24 protein-coding genes are annotated in these 26,552 nt (G+C 59.2%); 7 read left to right on the top strand and 17 right to left on the bottom strand.

Annotation, left to right across the window (positions count from 1 at the left end):
* Positions 1–141: 141 nt before the first annotated feature.
* The 3 genes from AACV31_RS20945 to AACV31_RS20935 are packed head-to-tail and all read right to left on the bottom strand — an operon-like array spanning position 142 to position 4,467.
* A complete protein-coding gene (locus AACV31_RS20945) occupies positions 142–1,329 on the bottom strand; it encodes a glycoside hydrolase family 88 protein (RefSeq protein WP_165153479.1) in 1,188 nt (395 codons plus the stop codon).
* A 16-nt stretch (positions 1,330–1,345) separates the two neighbouring features.
* Entirely contained in the window at positions 1,346–2,605 is a 1,260-nt protein-coding gene (locus tag AACV31_RS20940) for an oligosaccharide MFS transporter (RefSeq protein WP_075198760.1), read from the bottom strand.
* Positions 2,606–2,622: 17 nt separating this feature from the next.
* Complete coding sequence (locus tag AACV31_RS20935) at positions 2,623–4,467, bottom strand: DUF2264 domain-containing protein (protein ID WP_165153481.1); 1,845 nt, start codon at positions 4,465–4,467, stop codon at positions 2,623–2,625.
* A gap of 191 nt (positions 4,468–4,658) precedes the next feature.
* On the opposite strand from AACV31_RS20935, the gene AACV31_RS20930 reads away from it, so the two are divergent.
* Positions 4,659–5,531: a helix-turn-helix transcriptional regulator gene (locus tag AACV31_RS20930; protein WP_161589062.1), complete on the top strand. Its 873-nt coding sequence runs from the start codon at positions 4,659–4,661 to the stop codon at positions 5,529–5,531.
* A gap of 16 nt (positions 5,532–5,547) precedes the next feature.
* Here the strand turns inward: AACV31_RS20930 and artJ are convergent, their stop codons facing one another.
* The 6 genes from artJ to AACV31_RS20900 all read right to left on the bottom strand — a co-directional run bounded on the left by artJ (position 5,548) and on the right by AACV31_RS20900 (position 10,135).
* Complete coding sequence (gene artJ, locus AACV31_RS20925; protein ID WP_007768693.1) at positions 5,548–6,279, bottom strand: arginine ABC transporter substrate-binding protein ArtJ; 732 nt, start codon at positions 6,277–6,279, stop codon at positions 5,548–5,550.
* A 237-nt stretch (positions 6,280–6,516) separates the two neighbouring features.
* A complete protein-coding gene (gene artM / locus AACV31_RS20920) occupies positions 6,517–7,185 on the bottom strand; it encodes an arginine ABC transporter permease ArtM (protein ID WP_015740681.1) in 669 nt (222 codons plus the stop codon).
* Positions 7,185–7,901 carry an arginine ABC transporter permease ArtQ gene (gene artQ / locus AACV31_RS20915; RefSeq protein WP_007768700.1) on the bottom strand — a complete coding sequence of 239 codons (717 nt, stop codon included), beginning with the start codon at positions 7,899–7,901 and terminating at the stop codon, positions 7,185–7,187. Before artQ ends, artM begins: the two co-directional genes overlap by 1 nt.
* An 8-nt stretch (positions 7,902–7,909) precedes the next feature.
* Entirely contained in the window at positions 7,910–8,641 is a 732-nt protein-coding gene (gene artI / locus AACV31_RS20910; RefSeq protein WP_004388043.1) for an arginine ABC transporter substrate-binding protein ArtI, read from the bottom strand.
* Positions 8,642–8,661: 20 nt separating this feature from the next.
* Complete coding sequence (gene artP, locus AACV31_RS20905) at positions 8,662–9,390, bottom strand: arginine ABC transporter ATP-binding protein ArtP (RefSeq protein WP_007768702.1); 729 nt, start codon at positions 9,388–9,390, stop codon at positions 8,662–8,664.
* 217 nt (positions 9,391–9,607) lie between these two features.
* The gene (locus tag AACV31_RS20900; RefSeq protein WP_165153483.1) at positions 9,608–10,135 is read right to left on the bottom strand and encodes a lipoprotein; all 528 of its coding nucleotides are present in this window, start codon (positions 10,133–10,135) and stop codon (positions 9,608–9,610) included.
* A 128-nt stretch (positions 10,136–10,263) separates the two neighbouring features.
* Here AACV31_RS20900 and AACV31_RS20895 point away from each other — a divergent pair, with 128 nt between their 5' ends.
* Positions 10,264–10,587, top strand: coding sequence for a heavy metal-binding domain-containing protein (locus AACV31_RS20895; protein WP_004386731.1), 324 nt, complete (start codon positions 10,264–10,266; stop codon positions 10,585–10,587).
* Entirely contained in the window at positions 10,584–11,414 is an 831-nt protein-coding gene (locus tag AACV31_RS20890) for an N-acetylmuramoyl-L-alanine amidase (RefSeq protein ID WP_161589060.1), read from the top strand. Before AACV31_RS20895 ends, AACV31_RS20890 begins: the two co-directional genes overlap by 4 nt.
* A 64-nt stretch (positions 11,415–11,478) precedes the next feature.
* On the opposite strand, the gene AACV31_RS20885 is transcribed toward AACV31_RS20890, so the two are convergent.
* The 6 genes from AACV31_RS20885 to AACV31_RS20860 all read right to left on the bottom strand — a co-directional run bounded on the left by AACV31_RS20885 (position 11,479) and on the right by AACV31_RS20860 (position 19,321).
* Positions 11,479–12,495: an NAD-dependent epimerase/dehydratase family protein gene (locus tag AACV31_RS20885; RefSeq protein ID WP_105537833.1), complete on the bottom strand. Its 1,017-nt coding sequence runs from the start codon at positions 12,493–12,495 to the stop codon at positions 11,479–11,481.
* Positions 12,496–12,624: 129 nt separating this feature from the next.
* Positions 12,625–13,632, bottom strand: coding sequence for a low-specificity L-threonine aldolase (gene ltaE, locus AACV31_RS20880; RefSeq protein WP_165153485.1), 1,008 nt, complete (start codon positions 13,630–13,632; stop codon positions 12,625–12,627).
* 34 nt (positions 13,633–13,666) lie between these two features.
* Positions 13,667–15,385, bottom strand: coding sequence for a ubiquinone-dependent pyruvate dehydrogenase (gene poxB / locus AACV31_RS20875; RefSeq protein WP_007768714.1), 1,719 nt, complete (start codon positions 15,383–15,385; stop codon positions 13,667–13,669).
* 264 nt (positions 15,386–15,649) lie between these two features.
* Complete coding sequence (gene hcr, locus AACV31_RS20870) at positions 15,650–16,618, bottom strand: NADH oxidoreductase (RefSeq protein WP_165153487.1); 969 nt, start codon at positions 16,616–16,618, stop codon at positions 15,650–15,652.
* A 10-nt stretch (positions 16,619–16,628) separates the two neighbouring features.
* Positions 16,629–18,281 (bottom strand): hydroxylamine reductase, encoded by a 1,653-nt coding sequence (hcp, locus tag AACV31_RS20865; protein ID WP_165153489.1) that lies wholly within the window; start codon positions 18,279–18,281, stop codon positions 16,629–16,631.
* Between the two features lie 140 nt (positions 18,282–18,421).
* Complete coding sequence (locus AACV31_RS20860; RefSeq protein WP_007768724.1) at positions 18,422–19,321, bottom strand: lysine exporter LysO family protein; 900 nt, start codon at positions 19,319–19,321, stop codon at positions 18,422–18,424.
* Positions 19,322–19,600: 279 nt separating this feature from the next.
* Between AACV31_RS20860 and AACV31_RS20855 the strand changes: the two genes are divergently transcribed.
* Positions 19,601–21,259 carry an ATP-dependent endonuclease gene (locus tag AACV31_RS20855; RefSeq protein ID WP_165153491.1) on the top strand — a complete coding sequence of 553 codons (1,659 nt, stop codon included), beginning with the start codon at positions 19,601–19,603 and terminating at the stop codon, positions 21,257–21,259.
* 181 nt (positions 21,260–21,440) lie between these two features.
* Here the strand turns inward: AACV31_RS20855 and AACV31_RS20850 are convergent, their stop codons facing one another.
* Positions 21,441–22,394, bottom strand: coding sequence for a VirK/YbjX family protein (locus AACV31_RS20850; protein ID WP_165153493.1), 954 nt, complete (start codon positions 22,392–22,394; stop codon positions 21,441–21,443).
* 160 nt (positions 22,395–22,554) lie between these two features.
* Between AACV31_RS20850 and macA the strand changes: the two genes are divergently transcribed.
* Positions 22,555–23,667 (top strand): macrolide transporter subunit MacA, encoded by a 1,113-nt coding sequence (gene macA, locus AACV31_RS20845; protein WP_007768730.1) that lies wholly within the window; start codon positions 22,555–22,557, stop codon positions 23,665–23,667.
* Positions 23,664–25,607 (top strand): macrolide ABC transporter ATP-binding protein/permease MacB, encoded by a 1,944-nt coding sequence (gene macB / locus AACV31_RS20840; protein ID WP_161589055.1) that lies wholly within the window; start codon positions 23,664–23,666, stop codon positions 25,605–25,607. Before macA ends, macB begins: the two co-directional genes overlap by 4 nt.
* 64 nt (positions 25,608–25,671) lie before the next feature.
* Here macB and cspD read toward each other — a convergent pair whose 3' ends face one another.
* Positions 25,672–25,902, bottom strand: coding sequence for a cold shock-like protein CspD (cspD, locus tag AACV31_RS20835; RefSeq protein WP_007768736.1), 231 nt, complete (start codon positions 25,900–25,902; stop codon positions 25,672–25,674).
* Between the two features lie 325 nt (positions 25,903–26,227).
* On the opposite strand from cspD, the gene clpS reads away from it, so the two are divergent.
* Positions 26,228–26,548 (top strand): ATP-dependent Clp protease adapter ClpS, encoded by a 321-nt coding sequence (clpS, locus tag AACV31_RS20830; protein WP_004387936.1) that lies wholly within the window; start codon positions 26,228–26,230, stop codon positions 26,546–26,548.
* Positions 26,549–26,552 lie beyond the last annotated feature (4 nt).

Here is a 26,552-nt window from a genome sequence, read left to right as displayed (position 1 = left end):
ATTCGGGGCCGTAGGGCGGGTAAGCAGAGCGCACCCGCCAGAACGCAAAGGTGGGTGCGCTGACGCTTACCCACCCTATACAAGACGATCAGGCCTATTCGGGGCCGTAGGGCGGGTAAGCAGAGCGCACCCGCCACGCTCTCACCAGTACAGCTTCCAGCTTTGCGACAGCCGCGTCAGCGCTTCCATATAAAAATAATCACCCCAGCTGCAACACTCATCCACGCCTTTGTCGCTCGCCAGATGGTAAACCGAATGCTTCAGCAGACCGTTGCAGGCGTCGTCGGGTTTGGCCAGATAATCCCGCGTCAAGGCGGTGAAAATATGCAGCGCCCATGCCTCGCAGACGGCGCGATCCGGGTCGGTCGCCGGCAGATGCTTGATAAGCTCCAGCAGCCCGCACACGGTAATCGCGGCGGCGGACGAATCGCGCAGCGCATCTGTCCCCTGAAGCGCCAGATCCCAGTGGCAGACGCCATCTTCCGGCAGGCGGTTCACGAAATAACTCGCAAGCGTCTTCGATAGCCCGACCATTCGCGTATCGCCGGTGTAGCGGTAGCTCAGCAGAAACCCGTAAACGCCCCACGCCTGCCCGCGAGACCAGCACGAATCATCGGCATACCCCTGCTGCGTATTGCCAAAGCGCGGCTCGCCGGTCACCGGGTTCATATAATAGGTGTGCCAGGTAGAGGCGTCCGGGCGCACCAGATAGCGCGCCGCCTGGTTTACATGCGCCTGCGCCGCCGCCGCGAAGCGCCCGTCGCCGGTCTGCTCGCTCGCCCACCACAGCAGCGGCAGGTTCATATTGCAGTCGATAATCATCCGCCCGGCCTGTTCCGGATCGTCCAGATCGCCCCACGCCTGAATTATCTGGGCCTTCGGGTGATAGCGCTCAAGCAGCGCCTCGGCGGCCAGCAGCGCGAAACCCCGCGCTTCCTGGCGGGCGTTCAGCCGCCAGTCGGCGACGCAGGAGAGCGTATACAGAAACCCGAGATCGTGCGTGTTGGTATCGTGGCGCCCGGCGATACGCTCGCCGAACGAGCGCACCTGGCGCTGCGCGGCGGCGCGGAACGTCTCATCGCCGGAAAGCTCCCACGCGAGCCACAGCTGCCCGGTCCAGAAACTGGTGGTCCACTCGACGTTATCGGTCAGCGGGTAGTACCCCTTTACGCAGGTTTCGGCAGGGAAACGGTCGCCGAAAGCGGCCAGATTCTGGCGCAGGCGCGCCAGTACGGCTTCACGGGTCTGTCCCAGCGTCTCGCGAAGCGCCGCCAGAGAGGGCGCGGCGGGCGAATGGTTAAACGGTTCACAGGCAACAGATTGCAGCATAACGACTCCTGAAAAGTTAGTTTTTTACCGTCGCCGCGGCGTGAGCGGCGCCGTCGCGTTTGCTCTGACAGGCGGAGAGGGTAAAGGCGGAAATCAGCGTAAAGGTGAGGGCGATAGCGCCCATCAGGATATAGGTCTGCTCAAAGCCGATGCGATCGTAGAGATAGCCGGCGGGGGACGAAACCACCACGTTGCCGACATACAGCATCGCCTGGTAGCCCAGCAGGTACATGGTGGCGTTGACGCGTTTGTCGAAATGCTCGGCGATATACTTGAACACCGACACCAGCAGCAGGCAGATCTCCAGCCCGTACAACGGCTTCAGCACGGAAATCAGCAGGTGGGAATCGCACATCCCGGAGATAATCAGCCGCGCGCCGACGACCAGGCCGACAATCAGCAGCCCTTTTTTGGCACCGACATAATTCACGAATACCGGAATGACCATGTACATCACAAATTCCATGCCGGACTGCACGGTGCCGAGATAACCAAAGACCGCGTTGCCCTGCTGCACGTCGTCAAAAAAGGTCACGAAGTAGCGTGAGAACTGCTGTTCGGCGATAAACATCATCCACGCCACACCCGCCACATACAGGCAGAACGCCCAGAATTTACGGCTGCGCAGCAGTTCATAAACATCGCTCATGGCGATTTTCTGCTTCGAGAGGACTTCACTGGCGTGCGTGGTGGTTGTGTTGACCTTCAGGCTCAGCAGCACGCCCAGCATGACCAGCGAGGCGACGCTGCCGAGGATAAAGTTGTACGCCGGGGAGAGGTTAAACAGCAGGCCGGAGAACGACGAGGCCACCGCCCAGCCGAGCGAGCCCCACATGCGGATCTGCCCGAACTCCATGCCGTTCAGGCGGCTGTAGCGATCGGTGTAGGATTCACAGGCCGCGACGCCTGCATACCACGCGAAGCTTAAATAAATCGCCCCGACGATAATCCCGACCAGCGTGTTCGAGACCAGCAGCGGCTGGTAGACATAGATAAAAAACGGCGCCATCAGCGCGGACATGCCCACCACAAAATAGAGCAGGTGTTTGCTCATGCCGATTTTATCGAGGATGTAGCCATATACGGGCTTCAGGATCACCGAGAAAATCCCGTTCACAGCAAACACCGTTCCGATCACCGAACCGCTCAGGTGCGTTTTCTGACCGAGCCAGATAGCCAGCAGACCGATACTGGCAGACCAGGTAAAGAAGTAGAGAAAGATAAAACTACTGATTTTCACATATTCCGCTTTATTGGCAGCAGTGATGTTCTTCATAGCGTCCTCTCAGGGGCTTATTTATTGTTGTAGAGCGGGAAGCGGCGCGTCGTGCCGTCCGGCGCGCGCAGGCGCAGGGCATCGGCTTCAACGGCGATATCGGGGGCGTCCGCCAGCGCGTCCGGCGTGCCGATAACCCCAGCCACCGCGCTGCACAGCCAGCTTTCGCCTGCGGCAACGGCGCCCGTAAGGCAGGGAATGGCGGCGCATTCAGCGAACATCACGCTGCTGTTGGGCGGCGTAATGACAGGCTCTGCCTGGCGCGTGCGTGCTGGTGCGAGATCGACGATGACGCTGGCGCCACGGGTCGCCTCAATCGCGCAGCGATGGGCGGAGGTGCTAACGCGCGTCGTCTGCGGTTGCCAGAGGGTGGCGAATCCGCCTTCAACGCTGTGTAGGTCACGGCAACTCCGGATATGGTGTACGCGCAGGTGCCACGGGCCGTAAGGGATAAGCCAGGTGGCGATTTGCACGTCGCGCCACGGCGACCAGCGCGAGAAAATATGGTCCGGCGCGGTGACGACCTCGTCGCACTCCCGGCGGCCCCGGTAGTAACCGTCGTTTTCGCACAGTAGCAGCATGGAATCGCAGGCGGCGTGTTTGATGCCGTAGCGGCCGCGCTCGATGGTGAAGCCGAAATGGCTGGAGTAAGCGAATTTGGTGTATTTGGCTTCGGTATTCACATAGTTATTCAGTTCCACCTGGCCCGCGGTGAGCAGCCAGGCGTGGCGTGAATGTTCGCTGTGCGCGAGTAACTGCGCGGCTTCGGGAATGGCGTGACAGCCGTCGTGTAGCGGCAGCGGCGCTTCCTGCGCCTGCCAGAAGGGACTTTCTTCCGCCATCGCCAACACCAGAAAAACCTTCAGCGCCCAGTAGGGCGAGCCGGGCGAGTTGTAGTCTTCGCACATCGCGAGATTCGGGCAGGCGTAACCGAGGGTGAGAATATCGTCGCGATCGAGGATCGGCTTATCCATCCACCAGCGCAGGTGGCGCAGCACAATGCCTTTCACCACGCCCGGCGTAAACACATCGAGCCCGGAGAACGCCACGCCGCTCCAGAACGCCACCATCGCAAAGCGGTAAGTGAGGCTGCGGCCAAACGGAATGGACGCGCCGTCGGCGGCGGAAAACCAGATGAAATCGGCGGCAAACAGGCGCGCGCGTTCGCGAAGCGTCGCGGCGCGTTCGGCGTCGTCCTGCGCCATCAGCGTCGCGTAGACCAGCCCGTAAAAGTGAAACGCCATCGAGATGTAGTAATCCTTCGGGCGGCCGGGGCCATCGGCATACCAGCCGTTGCCGAGGTAATACGCCTCCATGCGGGCGAAACGCGCCTCCAGCACGTCGCGCCGCCACGGCAGGCCCGCGCGCTTAAAGCCGAGCTCCACCAGAATCGCGAAGTAGTTCCAGTTGCTGTCGGGCATTTCGGCGTCGCCCACCTGGCGCAGCCACTGGTAAAGATTATTCAGTTCACGCTCGCTAAAGCGCGCGGTGAGTTTCTCCTGCAACAGCGCCAGCCCCAGCCCATAGGCCGCCATCTCCACCAGTCGCTGATCGTAAGGACCGGTCTCGCCCCAGTAGCCAGGGTGCTGCGGGTCGGTGCCGTGGCGAATGGCCGTCAGGTATTTTTCCGCTTCCGGCGGCTCGTCGCCGCCCGCCATCAGCGGGAACAGCCCCCACAGCGCCCGCGACAACCCTTCCATACGCGCGATGTCCGGGCCGTAATGCGCGCAGGTCGCGCCAAGCGTAATGCCGATATCGCCGTCGATAAATTGCTGGTCCAGCCCGCGCAGCAGGCGCAGCAACAGCGCGGCCACGTCGCTTCGGGAAGAGAGCGGGTTTTTGGTGTTTTTCTCGCCTGACATTATTCACCTCATCAATGCGCTTGCACTGCGCTGCGCTCCTGCGTAATGGCTGCAAGCATAGGTAAGCCGGGCGAGGGGGAAATGTTAGCTGCGTCACAGGGCGGCGCATTAGTTAAGACGCTGTTTGAGAAAATTTAAAACTATGGTTTATAACTGCATGCAACCGGTCAAAAATTGAAATTGGTTGCCCTGTGGATACCGCCTGCGAAAAATCGCTGCTGGAGCTTATCTCGCTGAATGACGACATCGTGTCGTTCAGCCGGCTGTACGCGAATTCGATTCGTTACCATCACTGGCATCAGTGCCTGGAGCTGCTCTATGTGGAGGAGGGATATGGCGTGGTGATGGTGGACAATCAGCAGTACACCATGCGCCCCGGCAGGCTTTTTATCTTTCCGCCGATGACGCTGCATAAAGTCATGGTGGAGGAGCGCGAACGCGAGCGTTACCGGCGTACCGTGATTCACCTTGATAATCACGCCGCGCTGCGGCTGCTGGCGCCTTTCGCGCAGCGTTATGCGCGGCTTGAGGCGTTAAGCCTGCGCGGCGCGCGCGCCACGGTAGTGGATTTCGCCGACATTCACGCGCATCTCGATCATCTCTTTACGCTCTATGCGCCGCGGCTCGCCAAAGGGCGCAGCGAACATGAAGAGGTGGCGAGCTTTTTGATTCACTTGCTGAGCCTGCTGCCGGAAACGCCCGCGCCGCCGCCGCGCGCCAGCAATGCGCTCTCCACGCAGGTGATGTTCTGGGTGGAAGAAAATTATGCGCAGAAATTCAGCCTGGGCGCGCTGGCGCTGAAGCTTAACCGCTCGCGCAGTTATCTTTCGCGCCGCTTCCAGCAGGAAACGGGGGAGGCGATCCACGACTACCTGACGACATTCCGGCTGCGTAAAGCGTGCGAGCTATTGCGCCATCATGCGTACAGCGTGGCGGATATCGCGCGGATGGCTGGCTTCTCCGATACCACGTATTTCATCAGCAGCTTCCGTAAGCGGTTGGGGGAAACGCCGTTGCAGTATCGTAAATCCAGAAAAAATGAAGGCCCGCATGGCGGGCCTTAACGGTGAAAAACAGCGCTTACTGCGGGAACCACTGATCGCTGATTTTCTGATACGTGCCGTCGGCTTTAATGGCCGCCAGCGCGTCGTTAAGCTTTTTCAGCAGCGCGACGTTATCCGGGCGCACCGCGATGCCAAGGCCGGTGCCGAAGTATTGCGGGTCGGTCACTTTTTCCGTCGCGGTGCCGAGCTGCGGATTGTTCTTCAGCCATTCGTTGACCACGGCGGTATCGCCGAACACGCCGTCGATGCGGCCGTTTTTCAGGTCGATAATCGCATTCTGATAGCTGTCATACGCCACGGTTTTCACTTCCGGATGTTTATCCTGGAGGTATTTCTGATGCGTGGTGCCGTTTTCCATGCCGATGCGCTTGCCTTTGAGATCGTCAAAGGATTTGTACGCGCCTTTTTTAGCGATCACGATGGCGGAGTTGGCGTAATACGGCGCGGTGAAGGCGACCTGTTTCTGGCGCTCAGGCGTGATGTCCATGCCGGAGATGACGGCGTCATATTTTTTAAATTTCAGCGCCGGGATCAGGCTGTCGAAAGCATGGTTGGTGAATGTGCATTCCGCCTGCATTTGTTTGCATAATGCTTTGGCGAGATCGATGTCGAAACCGACGATCTGATTGCTGGCGTCGAGCGACTCAAAAGGCGGGTACGTCGCCGACGAACCGAAGCTGATTTTGTCTGCTGCCGCGGCGTGGAATGCGACGCCAGCAAGCATGGCGGCCAGAATGATTTTTTTCATGCGTGAAGCTCCCGTCTGTCAATCTTGTTTTATGTCACCGTTTACCCGGCGTGTTAACACCATGCCATCAAGTGAATTTATATTCAATAAAAACGTATAAGTATTTTATTTGGTTTGCGGCGGATGAGCGGGGAATATCTACAGGAGAGGGTTCAGATTTTGTGTAGGGCGGGTAAGCGAAGCGCACCCGCCATAAAACAAAAAAACCTCTCCCCGAAAGGGAGAGGGGGAAGGACATTAACTGCGGCGCTCAAACGCCAGCGCGCGGCGCTCGATAACACGCATCAACAGCGTCAACAGCCCGTTGACGATAAGATAAATCACGCCCGCCGCGCCAAACACCATCACATCATAGGTGCGGCCATACAAGAGCTGGCTGTAGCCCATCACTTCCATCAGCGTAATGGTGTAGGCAAGCGACGTACTCTTAAACACCAGCACCACTTCGTTCGAGTAGGACGACAGCGCGCGCTTAAACGCATACGGCAGCAGGATTGCCAGCGTATCTTTGCGGCTCATGCCGAGCGCCCCGCAGGACTGCCACTGGCCCTCCGGAATCGCCCGGATAGCGCCGTAAAACAGCTGCGTGGTATACGCCGCCGAGTTCAGCGACAGCGCCACCAGGGCGCACAGCCAGGGCTCGGAAAGCACGTGCCACAGCCACGGGTAGTTTTGCAACGACGGGAACTGCCCCGGCCCGTAGTAAATCAGGAAGATCTGCACCAGCAGCGGCGTACCGGTAAAGAGCGTAATGTAGCCGCGCACAATCCAGACCAGCACCGGCGTTTTCAGCGTCAGGACAATCGTGAAAATAACCGACAGCACCAGCGCTACGGCAATTGACGCCGCGGTGAGCGTCAGGCTGGTGTGCAGCCCTTTTAACAGCTCCGGCAAGTAATCCAGCATCAGCCCGGCCTCCGCTCAAAGCGCGTGGCGCGCAGGTCGATACGCTTAAGGATGTACTGGCTTATCAGGGTGATCACCAGATAAATCGCCGCCGCGATAATGTACCAGGTAAACGGCTCCTGGGTGCGGGTGGCGATGCTTTTGGTCTGCAGCATCAAATCGTTCACGCTAATCAGCGACACCAGCGCGGTATCTTTCAGCAGCACCAGCCACTGGTTGCCCAGCCCCGGCAGCGCGTGGCGCCACATCTGCGGCATCACGAGGCGGAAGAAAATCGCGGATTTCGACAGCCCCAGCGCCTGGCCCGATTCCCGCTGGCCGTGCGGCACCGCTTTCAGCGCGCCGCGCAGCGTCTGCGAGGCATAAGCGGAATAGAGCAGGGCAAGCGCAATCACGCCGCACAGGAACGGGCTAACGTCGAAATTATCGATCTGCACCTGCACAGGAATGGAGGCGAAACCGAGCGGGATTGTAAAACCGTCCGAGAGCGTCAGCAGCAGTTGCGAGGAGCCGAAATAGATAAACAGCACCACCAGGATTTCCGGCAGGCCGCGCAGCAGGGTCACCAGCGCCGTGGCAAGCCAGGCGACCGGCCGCCACTTCGCCGATTCCAGCACGGCGAACAGCATCGCCAGCACCAGTCCCAGGCCAAGCGCGCAAACGGCAAGGCCGACGGTCATCCCGGCGGCGCTTGCTAAAGGTAACATATCGTTCATTCAGGCGATTACTTCTGGAACCATTTGTCGTAGATGGCCTTGTAGGTGCCGTCTTTCTTCACTTTCTCCAGCGCGGTGTTGAATTTCTGCTGAAGCTCGGTGTTGCCCTGACGAACCGCGATGCCAAGGCCGGTGCCGAAGTAGTCTTTATCCGTCACTTTATCGCCGACGGCGGCAAGTTTCGGGTTGGTTTTCAGCCACTCGGTCACGACGGCCGTATCGCCAAACACGGCATCAATACGGCCGTTTTGCAGATCCAGACGCGCGGTCTGGTAGCTGTCATACGGTACCGTGGTGATTTCCGGGTGTTTGTCGGTGATGTATTTCTGGTGGGTGGTGCCGTTCTGCACGCCCACGCGCTTGCCTTTCAGCTGCTCAATACTGCTGTTTTTACCCTGAAGGCCGACAAACAGCGCGGAGTTGTCATAGTACGGCGTAGTGAACAGCACTTGTTTTTCGCGCTCAGGGGTGATGTCCATACCGGCCATGACCGCGTCTACACGCTTGAATTTCAGCGCCGGGATCAGGCTGTCAAAGGCCTGGTTGGTGAAGGTGCAGGTCGCATCAATCTCTTTACACAGCGCATTGGCCAGATCGACGTCGAAACCGACGATTTTGTTGCCCGCATCCATCGACTCAAACGGAGGGTAAGAGGCTTCGGTTGCGAAACGGATAGTTTGTGCTGCGGCGGCGGAAAGGCTAACGCTTGCGAGAAGCGCGGCAATCAATACGTTTTTCATTGTCATTATTCCGGTCATCTTCAGTGGGAAAGATAGTTTTTAAACGCCTCGGTCGCAGGGGCGCTAAAGCAGCTCGCGTCGCCCTGCTCGATAATGTGTCCATTTTCCATATAGACCACCCGGCTGGCGGTTTTACGCGCCACTTCCACTTCATGCGTCACAATCACCTGCGTGATCCCGGTCTGGGACAGCTCGCGGATGATGCTGACGATTTGTGCGGTAATTTCTGGGTCGAGCGCGGCTGTCGGCTCGTCGAACAGCAGCACCTGCGGCTCCATCATCAGCGCGCGCGCAATCGCCACACGTTGTTGCTGGCCGCCGGAGAGGTGCAGCGGATAACGATCGACATACGGCGTCAGACGCAGGCGATCCAGCAGTTTATCGGCACGCTTACGCGCGGCCTCTTTGCTGAGCCCGAGCACCCGACACGGCGCCTCGATAAGATTATCCAGCACCGTCAGGTGCGGCCACAGATTGTACTGCTGGAACACCATGCCGACGTTGCGGCGCAGTTCGCGGATCGCTTTATCGCCCGGTGCCTTCGCGAAATCAAACTGGTTGCCCGCAATGCTGAGCTGCCCGGAACGCGGCATCTCCAGCAAATTGAGTACCCGCAGCAGCGAGCTCTTACCCGCGCCGCTTGGGCCAAGCAACACCAGCGTTTCGCCCTCGGGGCAGCTGAGCGTGATGTCAAACAGCGCCTGATGGGCGCCGTAGAAGCAGTTTATGCCGTTTAGTTGAATACTCATGCGTAGCAGTTGAATAGCAATTGAGACCGCGAATAGTACCGTTGGCAGAATAGTTATGCAATATTAGTGCGTTAAAACTTAATATTCTCCACGTTTACGGCACAAAACCAGCACGAAATAGCGGAGTGGGGGTGGGGCAAGAATAAATGTCGGCCAGATGGCGCTAAGCCAGACGGTTTATCGCACGCGCCACCCCGTCGCGCCCATCCCGTCGCGCTTAGCGACGCTCCAGCGACTGGCGCAGCGTGCCCGCAGGCGCGTGTACGGTGCCGCCAAGGTAGCGCACATCGTCCACCGTCCAGCACTGGCCTTCGCGCACCATCAGCACTTCATCCAGCCAGGCGGTGTCGCCGCGGCGCTGCTCGACGCGCAGCGGAATATTGCGCGCGTCCGTGTTCGGAATGCGCGAGGCGCTGGCGACGCGCACGCTCTCAGGCGTTTCGGTGCGGCTGGAGAACGGATCGGTGCGCAAGAAGCCATTCCCGGGGTGGTTCTCACGGTTCGATTTATCCAGCAGCTGATAGAGCGAATCGCTTAAATAGGGGCGCAGAGACGTCAGGTTCGTCAGTCCCTGGCTGCGCTGTTCGATGCGATGCTGGTAGAACTGTTCCGCCACGGTATCAGGGCCGCCTTCCACGCACGGGCCGCTGCGCGAGCCGATATCCTTAAAGGCGGGCGTGACGGTCGTACAGGCGCTCAGCAGCAGGGCGCACGGAATAACCAGAGTCAGAACTGAATGGCGCATTTTTTATTTCCTTATTCCGATAAGCAGGACTACGTTTCTTGTCACAGGACTTTTTTAGCATAGCGTATCGCGACCGAATTGCGTCTGGTATCGTCTGCTAACGCATTGATAGCCAAAAGGAGAGAACCATGCAGTTTTCCACCACGCCAACCCTGGAAGGACAAGTCATTGTTGAGTATTGCGGCGTCGTCACCGGCGAGGCGATCCTCGGCGCGAATATCTTTCGCGATTTCTTCGCGGGCATCCGCGACATCGTAGGCGGCCGTTCGGGCGCGTATGAAAAAGAGCTGCGCAAGGCGCGTGAAATCGCATTTCGCGAGCTGGGCGACCAGGCGGCGTCGCTTGGCGCTGATGCCGTCGTTGGGATCGACATTGATTATGAAACCGTCGGCAAAGACGGCAGCATGCTGATGGTAAGCGTTTCCGGCACGGCGGTGAAAACCCGTCGATGAGGCTGCGTTGCTGGCCGCTATTACTGGCGGCATTGCTCGCGGGCTGCGCGGGCGAAAAAGGGATTGTCGATCGCGGCGACTATCAGGTGGATACGCGCCGCGCGGCGCAGGCGGCGTATCCGCGCATCAAAGTGCTGGTCATCCACTATACCGCCGACGATTTTGATACTTCGCTTGCCACGCTAACTGACCGTCACGTCAGCTCGCACTATCTGATCCCGGCGAACCCGCCGCAGAAAAGCGGCAAACCGGTTATCTGGCAGCTGGTGCCGGAGCGCGAACTGGCGTGGCATGCGGGCGTCAGCTTCTGGCGCGGGGCCACGCGCTTAAACGACACCTCCGTGGGGATTGAACTGGAAAACTACGGCTACCGGAAAATCGACGGCCAGAAGCAGTACTTCCCGTTCAGCCCGCCGCAGATAGCCGTGCTGAGCCATCTGGCGCGCGACATCATCCGGCGCTACCAGATAGCCCCGCAGAACGTCGTGGCGCATGCGGATATCGCGCCGCAGCGCAAAGACGATCCGGGGCCGCTGTTCCCCTGGCGGGCACTGGCGGCGCAGGGCATCGGCGCATGGCCGGATGAACAGCGCGTGGCGTTTTATCTCGCCGGGCGTAACCCTTATACGCCGGTCGATGAAACCACGCTGCTGGATCTGCTGGCGCGCTACGGCTATGAGGTGACGCCGCAGATGAGCGAGGCGCAGCGCAAACGCGTGATTCAGGCGTTCCAGATGCACTTCCGGCCCGCGCGCTACGACGGCCTGCCGGACGCGCAAAGCGAGGCCATCGCCGAAGCGCTGCTGGAGAAATATGGTCAGGGGTGAGATTGTCAGGGTTAAACATGAAAAACGCCGCACAATGCGGCGTTAATTTTTGGCGGGTAGGGCGTTATCCGCGGTGCAGCGTACCGTGGTCGCGCAGCCAGTATGCGGTGCGCTCAATGCCTTCATCCAGCGACACCACCGGTTTATAGCCCAGTTCGTTCTCGGCGCGGCTGATATCCAGCGTGAAATCAAAATTCAGCTTGGAGACGCCGTAATGCGTCAGCGCCGGCTCTTTGTGCGAATGTTTGCCGAGCCGCTCCAGGCTTCTCGCCATCATATCCAGCATCGGATAGGGCACTGAGCGGATGCGGCACGACATCCCCAGTTCATCAATCAGCTTCTGCACGATGCTTTTCAGCGGGCGCGCTTCGCCGTTGGTGATGTTATAAGCGCGGCCTGACGGCAGGGCGTCACAGGCGCTGCTGCTGGCAAGCCACATCGCGTGCACCGCGTTTTCGTGATAGGTCATATCGACCAGCGCTTCGCCGCCGCGCGGCAGCAGCACGCTGCCATAGTGGCGCATCATCTGCACCAGTCGCGGGAAAAAGACTTTATCGTGCGGCCCGAACAGGCTTTGCGGACGCAGAATGGTAAAGCGCGTCTGCGGGTTGGCCTGGGCCAGCAGCTGGATAACCTCTTCGCTGGCGGCTTTGCTGCGCGCAAAGGCGTTGGCCAGCCGGTGCGGACGGAAATCTTCGCGGATATCGCGATGGTGGTGATAATCGAAATAGAGCGCGGGCGAGGAGATATGCACGAAATTGCGCACGCCCCAGGCGACAGCCCATTCGCCGAGACGGCGGGTGGCGCGCACGTTAGCGAGATCGAACGCCTCCTGCGGGCCCCAGGGCGAGGTAAAGCTGGAACAGTGCCAGAGGGTATCGATACCGGCCAGCATCGCTTTCGCCTGCGACGAGACCAGCTCGGTTAAATCGGCCTGGATAAACTCCGCGCCCATTTTCTCAAGCAGCCTTCCCATCGCCTCGTTGCGCCCGGTGGCTCTGACCTGAACGCCCTGATGACGTAAATATTCGACCGCGTTTCGGCCTAAACCGCTGGTGGCGCCCGTGACCAGTACCTTCATATCGATCCACTGTGCTGTAACGTTTAGCCGCGCATTCTTCCGTGAAATCAGCGCTGATGCAATGGGAACAACGTAACAATGCGCGTTAGCGCAGCTGAATATTCCCCTCGCCGCAGCGCTGTAAACGCGTTATGCCGCCTGCTGTAAAAATTCACGCCAGTACGCCACGACGGTTTCGAGCTGCGCGCGGTTGACATCAAGGTGCGTAACCAGACGCGTCACCGGCGCGGCGCTAATCAGCACGTCGCGCGATTTCATGAACGCGCCAAGAGCGGCCACCTGCGCCGGCGGCACGCTGACAAACAGCATATTGGTGTCGTGACGGCGCACGTCGGCGCCCGCGTCGCGCAGCGCCGCCGCAAGCCAGGCGGCGTTATCGTGGTCGTCTTGCAGTCGCGCGACATTATGCTCCAGCGCATACAGCCCCGCTGCCGCGAGAATACCCGCCTGGCGCATACCGCCGCCGGTCATTTTTCGCCAGCGTGTCGCGCGCTTAATATAGTCATGGCTGCCGAGCAGCAACGAGCCTACCGGCGCGCCAAGCCCTTTAGAGAGGCAAATCGTGAAGGTGTCGCAATACTGCGCGATATCTTTCAGCTCATAGCCATAGGCCACCACGGCGTTGAAGATACGCGCGCCATCCACGTGCAGCGCCAGACCGCGCTCGCGGGTGAAATCCCACGCCTGCTGTAAGTAGTCGCGCGGCAGCACTTTGCCGTTATGGGTATTTTCAAGGCTCAGCAGACGGGTGCGGGCGAAGTGAACATCGTCGGGTTTGATTTTCGCCGCCACTTTATCCAGCGGCAGCGTGCCGTCGCCGTCGGCCTCAATCGGCTGCGGCTGAATGCTGCCCAGCACCGCCGCGCCGCCCGCTTCATACAGATAATTATGCGCGAGCTGGCCGACGATATACTCTTCGCCGCGTTCGCAGTGGCTCAGCAGCGCCACCAGGTTGGCCTGGGTGCCTGTCGGCAAAAACAGCGCGGCCTCTTTACCGCTTAAACGCGCGGCATAGTCCTGAAGCGCGTTGACGGTCGGGTCGTCGCCATAAACATCATCCCCGGTGGGGGCTGCCATCATGCGCTCCAGCATCGCTTTGCCGGGGCGCGTGACGGTATCGCTGCGTAAATCGATCACGGCATATCCTTTTCAGTGAACAGAAAAGACTCTTTTACCGGAACCAGTTGGTTTTCGCCAGATCGATAACTTCATCCCCACGGCCATTAATGATGGCGCGCAGCATATACAGGCTGAAACCTTTGGCCTGCTCCATCTTGATTTGCGGCGGCATCGCCAGCTCTTCTTTGGCGACGGTGACATCCACCACCACCGGACCATCGGTGCTGAAGGCGCGCGAAAGGGCGTCGTCCAGTTCGCTCGCTTTCTCAACGCGAATGCCCGGAATGCCGCAGGCTTCCGCGATGCGCGCGTAGTTAGTGTCATGCAGATCGGTGCCGTCGGTCAGATAGCCGCCCGCTTTCATTTCCATCGCCACAAAGCCCAGCACGCTGTTATTAAAGACGATGACTTTAACCGGCAGCTTCAGTTGCACCAGCGAAAGCAGATCGCCCATCAGCATGCTAAAGCCGCCGTCGCCGCACATCGCCACCACCTGACGCCCCGGCGCGCTGGCCTGAGCGCCTATCGCCTGCGGCATGGCGTTCGCCATGGAGCCGTGGTTAAACGAGCCGAGCAGGCGGCGTTGGCCGTTCATCTCCAGATAACGCGCGGCCCATACCGTCGGCGTGCCGACATCGCAGGTGAAAATGGCGTCCGGCGCGGCGAAGTGGCTAATCTGACGGGCCAGATATTGCGGATGCAGGGCTTTTTCGCCCGGCTGCGCCAGATCATCCAGCCCCTTGCGCGCGTCGCGGTAATCTTCCAGCGCTTTATCCAGGAAGTGGCGGTCGGTTTTCTCTTCAAGCAGCGGCAGCAGGGCGGCGAGCGTGGCTTTCACATCGCCTACCAGCGCCATGTCCACTTTGCTGTGCGCGCCGATGCTGCCGGGGTTGATATCTATCTGAATGATTTTGGCGTGAGCCGGGTAGAACGCGCGGTAGGGGAAGCGGGTGCCGAGGAGGATCAGCGTGTCGGCGTTCATCATGGTGTGATAGCCGGAGGAGAAGCCGATAAGCCCGGTCATGCCCACATCGTACGGGTTATCGTACTCGACATGCTCTTTGCCGCGCAGGGCGTGGACGATGGGCGCTTTCAGCGTGCGGGCGAATTCCAGCAGCTCCTGATGCGCGCCCGCGCAGCCGCTGCCGCACATCAGCGCGATGTTGTCGGAGTAGCGCAGCAACTGGGCGAGCTTTTTCAGTTCGTCCTGCGGCGGCACGATAACCGGCTGCGGCGCGTGATACCAGCCGGGGCTGGCCTCTTCCGGCGCGGGTTTCAGCGCCACGTCGCCGGGCAGGACAATCACCGAGACGCCGCGCTCCAGCACGGCTTTACGCAGCGCGATGGCCAGCACCTGCGGGATCTGCTCCGGGCTCGACACCAGCTCGCAATAGTGGCTGCATTCGCGAAACAGTTCCTGCGGGTGCGTCTCCTGGAAATAGCCGCTGCCGATTTCACTGGAGGGAATGTGCGCGGCGATAGCCAGCACGGGGACATTGTTGCGGTGGCAGTCAAACAGGCCGTTGATGAGGTGCAGGTTGCCAGGCCCGCAGGAGCCTGCGCAGACCGCCAGTTCGCCGGTCAGCTGCGCTTCCGCGCCTGCCGCGAACGCCGCGACCTCTTCATGGCGGGTGGACATCCACTCGATAGTGCCCATGCGGTTTAAGCTGTCGCTAAGGCCATTGAGCGAGTCACCCGTCACCCCCCAGATGCGTTTCACGCCCGCCTGCTCCAGGGTTTTTGCGATATAGGACGCCACGGTATGTTTCATTTTCCCTCCTTTGTGAAAAGTCAGTGATAACGGTTACAAGCGTAGTCCAGATTTACCGACAGGCAGAGAGTGGCCGTTGCGTTTATCAGCGGGATGCAGTGAAAGAGGGGGAGGACGAAGAGGGGGAGGTAGTGGTCTGGGAATGGTGGGTGCGCTCACGCTTACCCACCCTACGGGGGGACTTTATCGCGTTGATTTTACGTAGGGCGGGTAAGCTACGCGCACCCGCCATTGCGCATCACAAACCCGCTACCGCAAAACACATCACGCCAGAACCAGATCGCTTGCCGGATGGCACGAACACGCCAGCACGTAACCGTCGGCGATCTCCTGCTCCGTCAGCGTCATGGTGCTGGTCACGCTGTACTCGCCGGAGAGCACCCGCGTTTTACAGCAGCCGCACACGCCTGCGCGGCACGCCGCGTTGACCGGCACGTTATTGCTCTCAAGCGCCGCCAGCAGCGTGGTGCCGACCGCACCGTAAAACTCGCGCGCGGGGGTAAGCGTGGTGAACTTAAGCCCGCTCGTCGCGGCTTCAGCCACCGGCGTGAAAAACTGCTCTTTATAAAAGCGCGTCACGCCGAGCGCTTTCACTTCCTGCTCCACGAAATCCATATACGGCGCGGGGCCGCACACCATCACGGTACGGCGGGCGAGGTCCGGCACCGCCATCAGCATCTCGCGGGTCAGACGCCCCTGCAGAAAGCCCGGCGCGTCGCCGTTTTCCGCTACCAGGGTTACCGGGTAATCGCGCCACTCGTCGGCGAAAATCATATCCTGCGGCGTGCGCACGTTATAAATCACCTGTACGTCCGCCTGAGGGCGATATTTCGCCAGCCAGCGGCGCATCGACATCACCGGCGTCACGCCGCAACCGCCCGCCAGCAGCAGAAAGCGGTCCTGCGCTTTATCGGCGCAGGTAAAGTCGCCCTGCGCGTCAGACAGCCACAGGTAATCGCCGCGTTTGACTTCCCGCGTCAGCCAGCCTGAGCCTTCGCCATTGTCGATGCGGCGCACCGTCAGCGTAAGCAACGGGCTCACACCGGGCGTTGAAGAAATCGTATAAGCGCGCAGGGTATCGGCGCTGTTGCGAATGCTCACCAGCGCATACTGCCCGGCCTGATACGGATAGAAATCGTGGCACAGCAGCGAAAGCGTCCAGACATCCGGCGTCTCCTGCCGGATGTGGTGCACCTGCATCCGCCACGGACATTGTGGGGTCGGCATCGTCATCGTTTCCTCCTTACGCGCCTAACAGCTCGCGCATATCCTGCTCAACGGTGGTCACCTGGCGCAGGCCGAATTTCTCATTCAGCACCGCCAGCAGATCCGGCGTCAGGAAGCCTGGCGCGGTCGGGCCGGTGACGATATTGGTCACGCCGAGCGACAGCAGCGTCAGCAGGATCACAATCGCTTTTTGTTCAAACCACGACAGCACCAGCGACAGCGGAAGATCGTTGACGCCGCAGCCCAGTTTTTCCGCCAGCGTCACCGCGAGAATAATGGCGGAGTAGGCGTCGTTGCACTGACCGGCGTCCACCAGACGCGGCAGCCCTTCGATCGCGCCGAAGTCGAGCTTGTTAAAGCGGTATTTGCCGCAGGCGAGCGTCAGGATCAGGCAGTCCTGCGGCACCTGGGTGGCGAAATCGGTAAAGTAACTGCGTTCGCCGCGCGCGCCGTCGCAGCCGCCGACCAGGAAGATGTGACGCAGTTTTTCGCGGCTCACCAGATCGATCAGCGTGTCGGCGGCACCGAGCAGCGTCTGACGGCCGAAGCCGACGGTGATGAGGTGTTCGATTTCGCTGTACGGGAAGCCCGCCATCTGCTGCGCCTGGGTAATGACCGGGCCGAAGTCGTCGCCTTCAAGATGGCTTACGCCCGGCCAGCCGACGATGCTGCGGGTCCAGATACGATCGTCGTAACTGCCGACGGTCGGGTCGATAATACAGTTGGAGGTCATCACAATGGGGCCAGGGAAGCGCGCAAACTCTACCTGCTGATTCTGCCAGCCGCTGCCGTAGTTGCCGACCAGATGCTTAAATTTGCGCAGTTCCGGGTAGCCGTGCGCCGGCAGCATTTCGCCGTGGGTGTAAACATTCACGCCGGTGCCTTCGGTCTGCTCCAGCAGGTTATAAAGATCTTGCAGATCGTGGCCGGAAATCAGAATGCATTTCCCCGCCACGGCTTTGACGTTGACCTGCGTCGGGGTCGGGTGACCATATTTGTTGGTTTCGCCCGTATCCAGAATGCTCATCACGCTGAAGTTCATCTGGCCGATTTCCATCGCGCATTCCAGCAGCGCGTTCATGTCCGCAGGCCAAGTGCCGAGCCACGCCATGATGTTATGGTAGCGGGCATAAATGTCGTTATCGTACTGACCGAGCACATGCGCGTGCTCCATATAGGCCGCGGCGCCTTTCAGGCCGTAGAGGCAGAGCAGGCGCAGACCGAGAATATTCTCGCCAATCACCGCTTTGTCGATATTTGGCGCGAACGCGGCGGCCTGGCGCTGTAAATCGCCGAGATCGTCGCTTATCAGCGCCAGCGACGCCATCGGGTTATCGACCTGCGCGTTTGGGTCAATAGCCTGGCACTGGGTTTTCAGCGCCTCGCGCAGGGCGATGGCCTCGCGGGCGTAACCCACGATACGTGGTGAATCGAAGTTAACGTTGGTCAGGGTAGAGAAAAACGCGCGGGGCGCGAAGCTGTCTACATGGTGGTCGATGATGCCAAGCTCGCGTGCTTTGACCGCCCAGGCGGAAAGCCCCTGCAAAGCCGCAATCAGCAGATCCTGAAGGTCGGAGGTTTCGGCGGTTTTCCCGCACATCCCTTGCGCATACGCGCAGCCGTTGCCTGCCGGAGTACGAATCGTTTGTTCACATTGCACGCAAAACATGATGACACCTTAAAGTTATATTTAATATGCATGTTTAAGGTTAGGCTTCGGCACGAAGGGTGAAAAGCGATTTTTAAGGAACTTGAAGAGAGATTGATATAACGCAATTTTGGCGGCAGAAGCCTACCGCCAAAGGAGTATCAGGCGGCGAAAAACGCCATCAGCACCGGCACCAGCAGGCTCAGAATAAACCCGTGCACGATAGCCGCAGGCACCAGCTCCAGACCGCCGCTGCGTTGCAGCACCGGCAGCGTGAAATCCATTGATGTCGCCCCGCAGATACCGAGCGCGGTGGAGCGGCTGCGGCGCACCAGCGCCGGGATCAGCATAATCGCGATAAGCTCGCGGCCCAGATCGTTAAAGAACGCGGCGCTGCCGATAACCGGCCCGAAAGATTCCGTCATCAGAATGCCGGAGAGCGAATACCAGCCGAAGCCGGACGCCATCGCCAGCCCCGCGCGCAGCGGCAGCCCGAGCAGCAGCGCATTCACGGCGCCTGCGATTAGCGAACTGACCAGCACGACTATCGCCACCATCATCCCGCGGCGATTCAACACTATCTGTTTCAGCGTCATGCCGTTGTTGCGAAGCTGAATGCCTATCAGGAACAGCAGGAAAATTAAGGTGTATTCGCTGGCTTCGGTGGCGTGTTTCAGAAAAGCAAGGCCGGTCAGCCCCAGCAGAAAACCGAGTACCACCACACCGCAAAGCTTGAGGGATTCCAGCGCCATCGCGAGACGCGACGGCAGTTTCTCCTGGCGATGCTGATGGCGCCAGGGGATCGCGCGCTCAAGCCACAGGAGGGCGGCGATATTGCACAGCATAATGACCGTAATGCTGACGGCGGAATAGTGCAAAATCGCCAGCAGATTTGCCGACAGGTTATCCAGAAACGCGAGGCTGATGCCCATAAAGAAAAGAATGATGTACACGAGCCAGCTCAACAACTGATTGATAAGCCGTAACGCGCCTGCGCTGCGCAGGGGAATAAGATAGCCGAGAATAAGCGGCGCTAAGATAATTAACAGTCCTGAGAACATGAGGCGTGCGGTTCCTGAAATTACTGAAAGAGCGGAAAAATAAGCGTGCCGCCACACCCTACAGAATTCACCCTGGCGAGTAAAGCCACGGTTATTAGCCTTATTTCATTGTGTTAGCGAATCATGAAAGCCATTTATGACCCGCTCCTGACCATCACCTTTTTTATTATTTCGAGGCGCCTCGCAATGCGGATTTTCCGTCCCGCCACGCTCTGTTAAGGCTCTGATTGAATAGCTATACTGCCGACACGCAGCCAAACAGATGCAGCCGGAGGAGAGATGTTTCTTGAGCGCGTGGAAGTCGCCGGGTTTCGCGGAATTAACCGCTTATCGTTAACGCTTGAACATAATAATGTGCTGATCGGCGAAAACGCGTGGGGGAAATCAAGCCTGCTGGATGCGCTGACGCTGCTGCTGAACCCGGGCGACACGCTCTATTCTTTTACGCGTAATGATTTCTGGTTCCCGCCGGGCGATATTCACGGGCGCGAACGTCATCTGCATCTTATTTTGATTTTCCGCGAGACGGAGCCGGGCGATTTTCAGCGCCGTCGCTTTCGCGGCCTGCGCGCGCTGATGACGCCGGGCGGTGATGGCTACCAGCGGATTTTCTACCGGCTGGAGGGCGAGCTTAACGACGATAACAGCGTATTTACGCTGCGCAGCTTCCTTAATGCGCAGGGCGAGGCGATCGCGCTGGACGATATTGACGCACAGGCGCGTCAGCTCATTCGGTTAAACCCGGTGCTGCGCCTGCGTGACGCCCGTTTTATGCGCCGCCTGCACGACAGCGCCATCACCGCGACGCCCCAGATGGAAGTGACCGCGCGCGAGCTTGAGTTTCTGACCCGTGAGCTGGTTTCCCGCCCGCAAAACCTGACGGACGAGCAGATCCGCCAGGGGCTGTCGGCCATGGTGCAACTGCTGGAGCACTATTTTTCCGAGCAGGGCGCGCCCGGCCCGCGCTATCGCCTGATGCGTCGTCACGCGCATGACGAACAGCGTAGCTGGCGTTATCTCGACATCATCAACCGCATGATTGATAAGCCCGGCGGACGGGCCTACAGGGTGATCCTGCTTGGGCTGTTTTCGACACTTTTGCAGGCCAAAGGCAACGTGCGGCTCGATAAATACGCCAGGCCGCTACTGCTGGTTGAAGATCCGGAGACGCGGCTGCACCCTATTATGCTGTCGGTGGCCTGGCAGTTGCTGAACCTGTTGCCGCTGCAAAAGCTGACCACCACCAATTCCGGCGAGCTGCTGTCGATGACGCCGGTCGAGCATGTGTGTCGGCTGGTGCGCGCTTCCGGCAAGGTGGCGGCGTGGCGGCTTGGGCCCGGCGGCATGAATGCCGAAGACAGCCGACGCATCGCGTTTCATATCCGCTTTAACCGGCCATCGGCGCTGTTTGCGCGCTGCTGGTTGCTGGTGGAGGGGGAAACCGAAGTCTGGATGATGAACGAACTGGCGCGTCAGTGCGGTTACCACTTCGAGGCTGAAGGCATCAAAGTCATTGAGTTTGCCCAGTCGGGGTTGAAACCGCTGATTAAATTCGCCCGCCGGATGGGCATTGAATGGCATGTGCTGGTGGATGGCGACGATGCCGGGCGCAAATATGCCGCGACGGTGAAGGGGATTGTGAATAACGACAGCGAACAGGTGCGCCAGCATCTCACCGAGCTTCCCGCGCCGGACATGGAACATTTTATGTATCGCGAAGGGTTTGACGCCGTGTTTTACCGCGTCGCGCAACTGCCGGAAACCGTGCATATGAATATGCGGCGGGTCATCGTGAAAGCGATTCATCGCTCCTCGAAACCCGACCTCGCGATTGAAGTGGCGATGGAGGCCGCCCGTCGTGGGATGGACGCCGTGCCGCCGCTGCTGCGCAAAATGTTCTCGCGCGTGCTGTGGCTCGCCCGCGGACGGGCGGATTAGCTTTTTTGGCAACGGCAGTATCCCGTAGGGCGGGTAAGCAACGCGCACCCGCCGGTTTACCCGGGTAACCACGGCATCCCGTAGGGCGGGTAAGCAGCGCGCACCCGCCGGTTTACCCGGGTAACCACGGCATCCCGTAGGGCGGGTAAGCAACGCGCACCCGCCACAGTCCGTCCGCAGATTACCTCTCATTAAACCGCGCGGCGATTTGCGCGGTCATGCTGTCCAGCAATTCATAACGGCGGCGATACTCCGCCCGTTTTTTGCTCGCAATCTCCTCAAGCGATTTGCGGGCGATCTGCAACGGCATGTGGTAAAGCCCCTGCGTATCCTTATAGCCGCCGAGCGATTCCCAGAAGCTGTCGTAGTCGGCGTGCAGTTTGTCCTTTTTCTTCTTCGCGTAGCGCCAGCTACGGTAGATATGCGTCTCATTGCTGACGGCGAGTATCTGACTTACCGCAAAACGCTGCGCCAGCAGGCAAACCGCTTCCAGCAGCAGGCGCTTAGGAAACAGACCGTGGCAGGCTTTAGTCGCCATCTGTATCTGATCGTGCTCAACCCAGGCTTTGGCACCCTGTAAGCCGCCGATAAACAGCGTAGATTCACCGTCCACCTCGCAGAGCGTAAAGGTCATTTCAGCAAGCACGACGCCTGCGGCGTCACGGAAAATCACTGTCGTTTCGCCCTCTTTATCCAGATCCGCAACGGCGGCAAGATCCACATGATATTGCGCGTCGTTTTTCCCGGTGAGCAGGGCAAGCGTGACGCCTTTACGCGTCAGGTGCCCCTGCATCAGCGCGTCGGGCAGAAGGCAGGCGATCTGCTGGTAATGATATTCCAGCGCCGCCAGTGCCGTTTTACGCGAGATATTGACCGACAGCCACGGCCGGTGCAGACGGCACGGCAGGCCCGGCTGGGCATAGAGCAACGCGTCGAGCATCGGCTGGCGCGCGAGTACCGCAAGCCAGCGACGGGTCGCAAAAGGGGTGGCCAGCGAGCGCAGAATAAATTTCCGGCGATAGGCCGGGTTCTGCCAGGCAAGGCCCGGCGTTTTCTGGCCTGTCGCGAGCAGGCGAAAGAGTTGCCAGGCGCTGTGGGCTGGCGGCTGTATAGAAATTTCGGCAAGTGCGGACATAACCTGGTCTCGTGATGAAGTCTCAGGCTATGGGAACAAACTATCACTCAACGCAATATCAACGCTGTGGTTTATTTGTTGGCCGCATAGGGTTTGGTTGAGAATGCGTTTAGAATAGGAGAGCACACTTTGTTTACTCGTCCGAAACGTCAGGAAAGATATGAAGCTTAAGGGAAGGATCAAGAAGCGCTACGTGGTGCTGGCTCTGGTTATCGTTATCGGCGCGGTCTGGCTCTGGAAGACACTGAATGCGCCGCTGCCCCGTTATCAGACCATGCTGGTGCGTAAAGGAGATTTGCAACAAAGCGTGCTCGCGACCGGCAAGCTCGACGCGCTGCGTAAAGTGGATGTCGGCGCGCAGGTGAGCGGCCAGCTCAAAACGTTGTCGGTCAATATCGGCGATAAAGTGAAAAAAGATCAGCTCCTCGGCGTTATCGATCCTGAGCAGGCTGAAAACCAGATTAAAGAAGTGGAAGCGACGTTAATGGAGCTGCGCGCCCAGCGGCGCCAGGCCGAGGCGGAGATGAAACTCGCCCGCGTCACGCTTTCTCGCCAGCAGCAGCTTGCCCGCACGCAGGCGATTTCACGCCAGGATCTCGACACGGCCGCCACCGAGCTCGCGGTGAAAGAGGCGCAGATAGGCACTATCGACGCGCAGATCAAGCGCAATCAGGCCTCGCTCAGCACAGCCAACACTAACCTCGATTACACCCGCATCACCGCGCCCATTGCCGGTGAAGTGACGCAGATAACCACGCTGCAGGGCCAGACGGTCATCGCCGCGCAGCAGGCGCCTAATATCCTGACGCTCGCCGATCTCAGCACCATGCTGGTGAAGGCGCAGGTCTCCGAAGCAGACATCATTCACCTGAAACCGGGCCAGAAAGCCTGGTTTACGGTGCTTGGCGATCCGCTGACCCGCTACGAAGGGCGGCTAAAAGATATTCTCCCGACGCCCGAGAAAATCAACGACGCCATTTTTTACTATGCCCGTTTTGAAGTGCCCAACCCGCAGGGCGTGCTGCGCCTGGATATGACGGCGCAGGTGCATATTCAGCTCGGCGGCGTCGATGATGTGCTGACCATTCCGCTGGCGGCGCTGGGCGAGCCGGTAGGCGATAACCGCTATAAGGTGACGCTGCTGCGTAACGGCGAAACCCGCGAGCGCGAAGTGACTATCGGCGCGCGTAACGACACGCAGGTCGAAGTGGTGCAGGGGCTTGCAGAAGGTGATGAAGTGGTTATTGGTCGCGCGAGCGGGAGCGATCAATGACGGCGCTGCTTGAGCTGCGCGATATTCGCCGCAGCTATCCGTCGGGCGAAACGGAGGTCGAGGTATTAAAAGGCGTCACGCTGACCATCAATGCCGGTGAAATGGTGGCGATTGTCGGCGCGTCCGGCTCCGGCAAATCGACGCTGATGAATATTCTCGGCTGTCTCGATAAGCCGAGCAGCGGCAGTTACAAGGTGGCGGGCGTGGATGTGGCGACGCTTGGCGATGACGCGCTTGCTCGTCTGCGGCGCGAGCATTTCGGCTTTATTTTCCAGCGCTACCATCTGCTCTCGCACCTGACGGCCGCGCAGAATGTTGAAGTGCCTGCTATTTATGCCGGCACCGGGCGGGCCGCGCGTCAGGCGCGGGCGCGCGAATTACTGGCGCGGCTTGGCCTTGAAGCGCGCGTCGATTATCAGCCCTCGCAGCTTTCCGGCGGTCAGCAACAGCGTGTGAGTATCGCCCGCGCGCTGATGAACGGCGGGCAGGTGATCCTGGCCGACGAACCGACCGGCGCGCTCGACAGCCATTCCGGCGAAGAGGTGATCGCGACCTTAAAACAGCTGCGCGACCGCGGGCACACGGTGATTATCGTCACCCACGATCCTGACGTCGCCGCCCAGGCTGAACGCATTATCGAAATTCGCGACGGGGAGATCATCAGTAACCCGCCGCCGGTCGGGAAACGCGACGTGGCCGGGCTGTCTGCGCAGCCGCACGACGCCCCGGCGTTAGGGCAGTTTATCAATAGCTTTCGTGAAGCGCTGACCATGGCCTGGCTGGCGATGGCGGCCAACAAGATGCGCACGCTGCTGACCATGCTCGGAATTATCATCGGCATCGCGTCAGTTGTTTCAATTGTGGTGGTCGGCGACGCCGCAAAACAGATGGTGCTGGAGGATATCCGCTCCATCGGCACTAACACGATAGATGTCTATCCCGGTAAAGATTTTGGCGATGACGATCCGCAATATCAGCAGGCGTTACAGTATGACGATCTGCAGGCCATCCAGCGCCAGCCGTGGGTGAGCTCCGCCACGCCGACGGTGTCGCAAAGCCTGCGCCTGCGCTATGGCAACGTGGATGTCGCCGCCAGCGCTAACGGCGTGAGCGGGCAATATTTTAACGTCTACGGCATGACCTTCAGCGAAGGCAATACCTTCAACGACGAGCAGCTGCGCGGCCGCGCGCAGGTGGTGGTTATCGACAGCAACGCGCGTCGCCAGCTCTTTCCCAACAAGGCGAACGTGGTGGGCGAAGTGGTGCTGGTCGGCAATATGCCTGCGACGGTCATCGGCGTGGCGGAAGAGAAGCAGTCGATGTTCGGCAGCAGCAAAATTCTGCGGGTATGGATGCCGTACAGCACGATGTCCGGGCGCATTATGGGGCAGTCGTGGCTGAACTCCATTACGGTGCGGGTAAAAGAGGGCTACGACAGCGGTGAGGCGGAGCAGCAGTTGACGCGTCTCCTGTCGTTGCGCCACGGCAAAAAAGACTTTTTCACCTGGAATATGGACGGCGTGTTGAAAACGGCGGAAAAGACCACACGTACTCTTCAACTGTTTTTAACGCTGGTGGCGGTAATTTCGCTGGTGGTGGGCGGTATCGGGGTGATGAATATCATGCTGGTGTCGGTGACCGAGCGTACGCGGGAGATCGGCATTCGTATGGCGGTCGGCGCGCGCAAGAGTGATGTGCTGCAACAGTTTTTGATTGAGGCGGTGCTGGTCTGCCTGGTGGGCGGCGCGCTCGGCATCGGGCTTTCATTGCTGATCGCGTTTGCTTTACAGCTGATTTTACCAGGCTGGGAAATCGGTTTCTCGCCTGTGGCGCTGTTGACGGCGTTTTTGTGCTCCAGCGCGACGGGGGTGCTGTTCGGCTGGCTGCCCGCCCGCAACGCCGCCAGGCTCAACCCTGTTGACGCGCTTGCCCGAGAATAAATAAAAATGCCAGTCCCCGGGACTGGCATTTCAGGAGCAGGATGTACACAATGAAACAGAAGAGTTACGCAACTGCGGGTGCGACTTCTGCTTCAAGAGGGACAATGACGCTGGCATGGTTGCCTTTGGGACCCTGATGCACATCGAACCTCACGACTTGTCCGGCTTTCAGCGTTCTGTAGCCGTCCATCTGGATTGTAGAGTAGTGCGCGAAAATATCTTCGCCGCCGCCTTCAGGGCAGATGAACCCAAACCCTTTGGCGTTATTGAACCATTTAACAGTACCCGTCTCCATGCTTCGACATCCTTCATAAGTCTTATTGAGTAAGATGGATTGAACCGGTGGGTGAGGGGGGCTGTTCAAAACCTCGCCAACTCACGCTTGTACAATTTAGAGAAATCGCACTCTGCGTCAAGCGTTCACGGGGGTCTGGCTGGTGGTATTGAGTCAAAATTTTGAAGCAGTTAACGCTATTTTCATTAATGTGACAGAGCTCGCGAATACCAGTGATAGCTGGTCGCTTACTGAACATTAGGGTAGATTCGGGATGCGTATTACACTCAACCAGAGCGCCGGAAAACACGCTGGCTGTACTGTTTAACCATGATGACGACTGGCAATGAGTAAAGACAAAAGTTGGCTGGATTTTGACCATTTGGCGGAAGATGATCTGCGCGAAGCGCTAAAACCGCCATCCATGTATAAAGTTATATTAATGAACGACGATTACACGCCAATGGAATTTGTTATTGACGTGCTACAAAAGTTCTTTTCTTATGATGTAGAACGTGCGACGCAACTGATGCTCACGGTTCACTATCAGGGGAAAGCCATCTGTGGCGTTTTCACCGCGGAAGTGGCGGAAACCAAAGTGGCGCTGGTGAACAAATATGCGAGGGAGAACGACCATCCGTTGTTGTGTACGCTGGAAAAAGCCTGATTAA

The sequence above is a fragment of the Cronobacter sp. EKM101R genome, assembly GCF_963888145.1.
Lineage (GTDB): Bacteria > Pseudomonadota > Gammaproteobacteria > Enterobacterales > Enterobacteriaceae > Cronobacter > Cronobacter turicensis.
The sequence above is the reverse complement of the archived record's forward strand: the minus strand, read 5'-3'. Positions and strand labels throughout refer to the sequence as shown.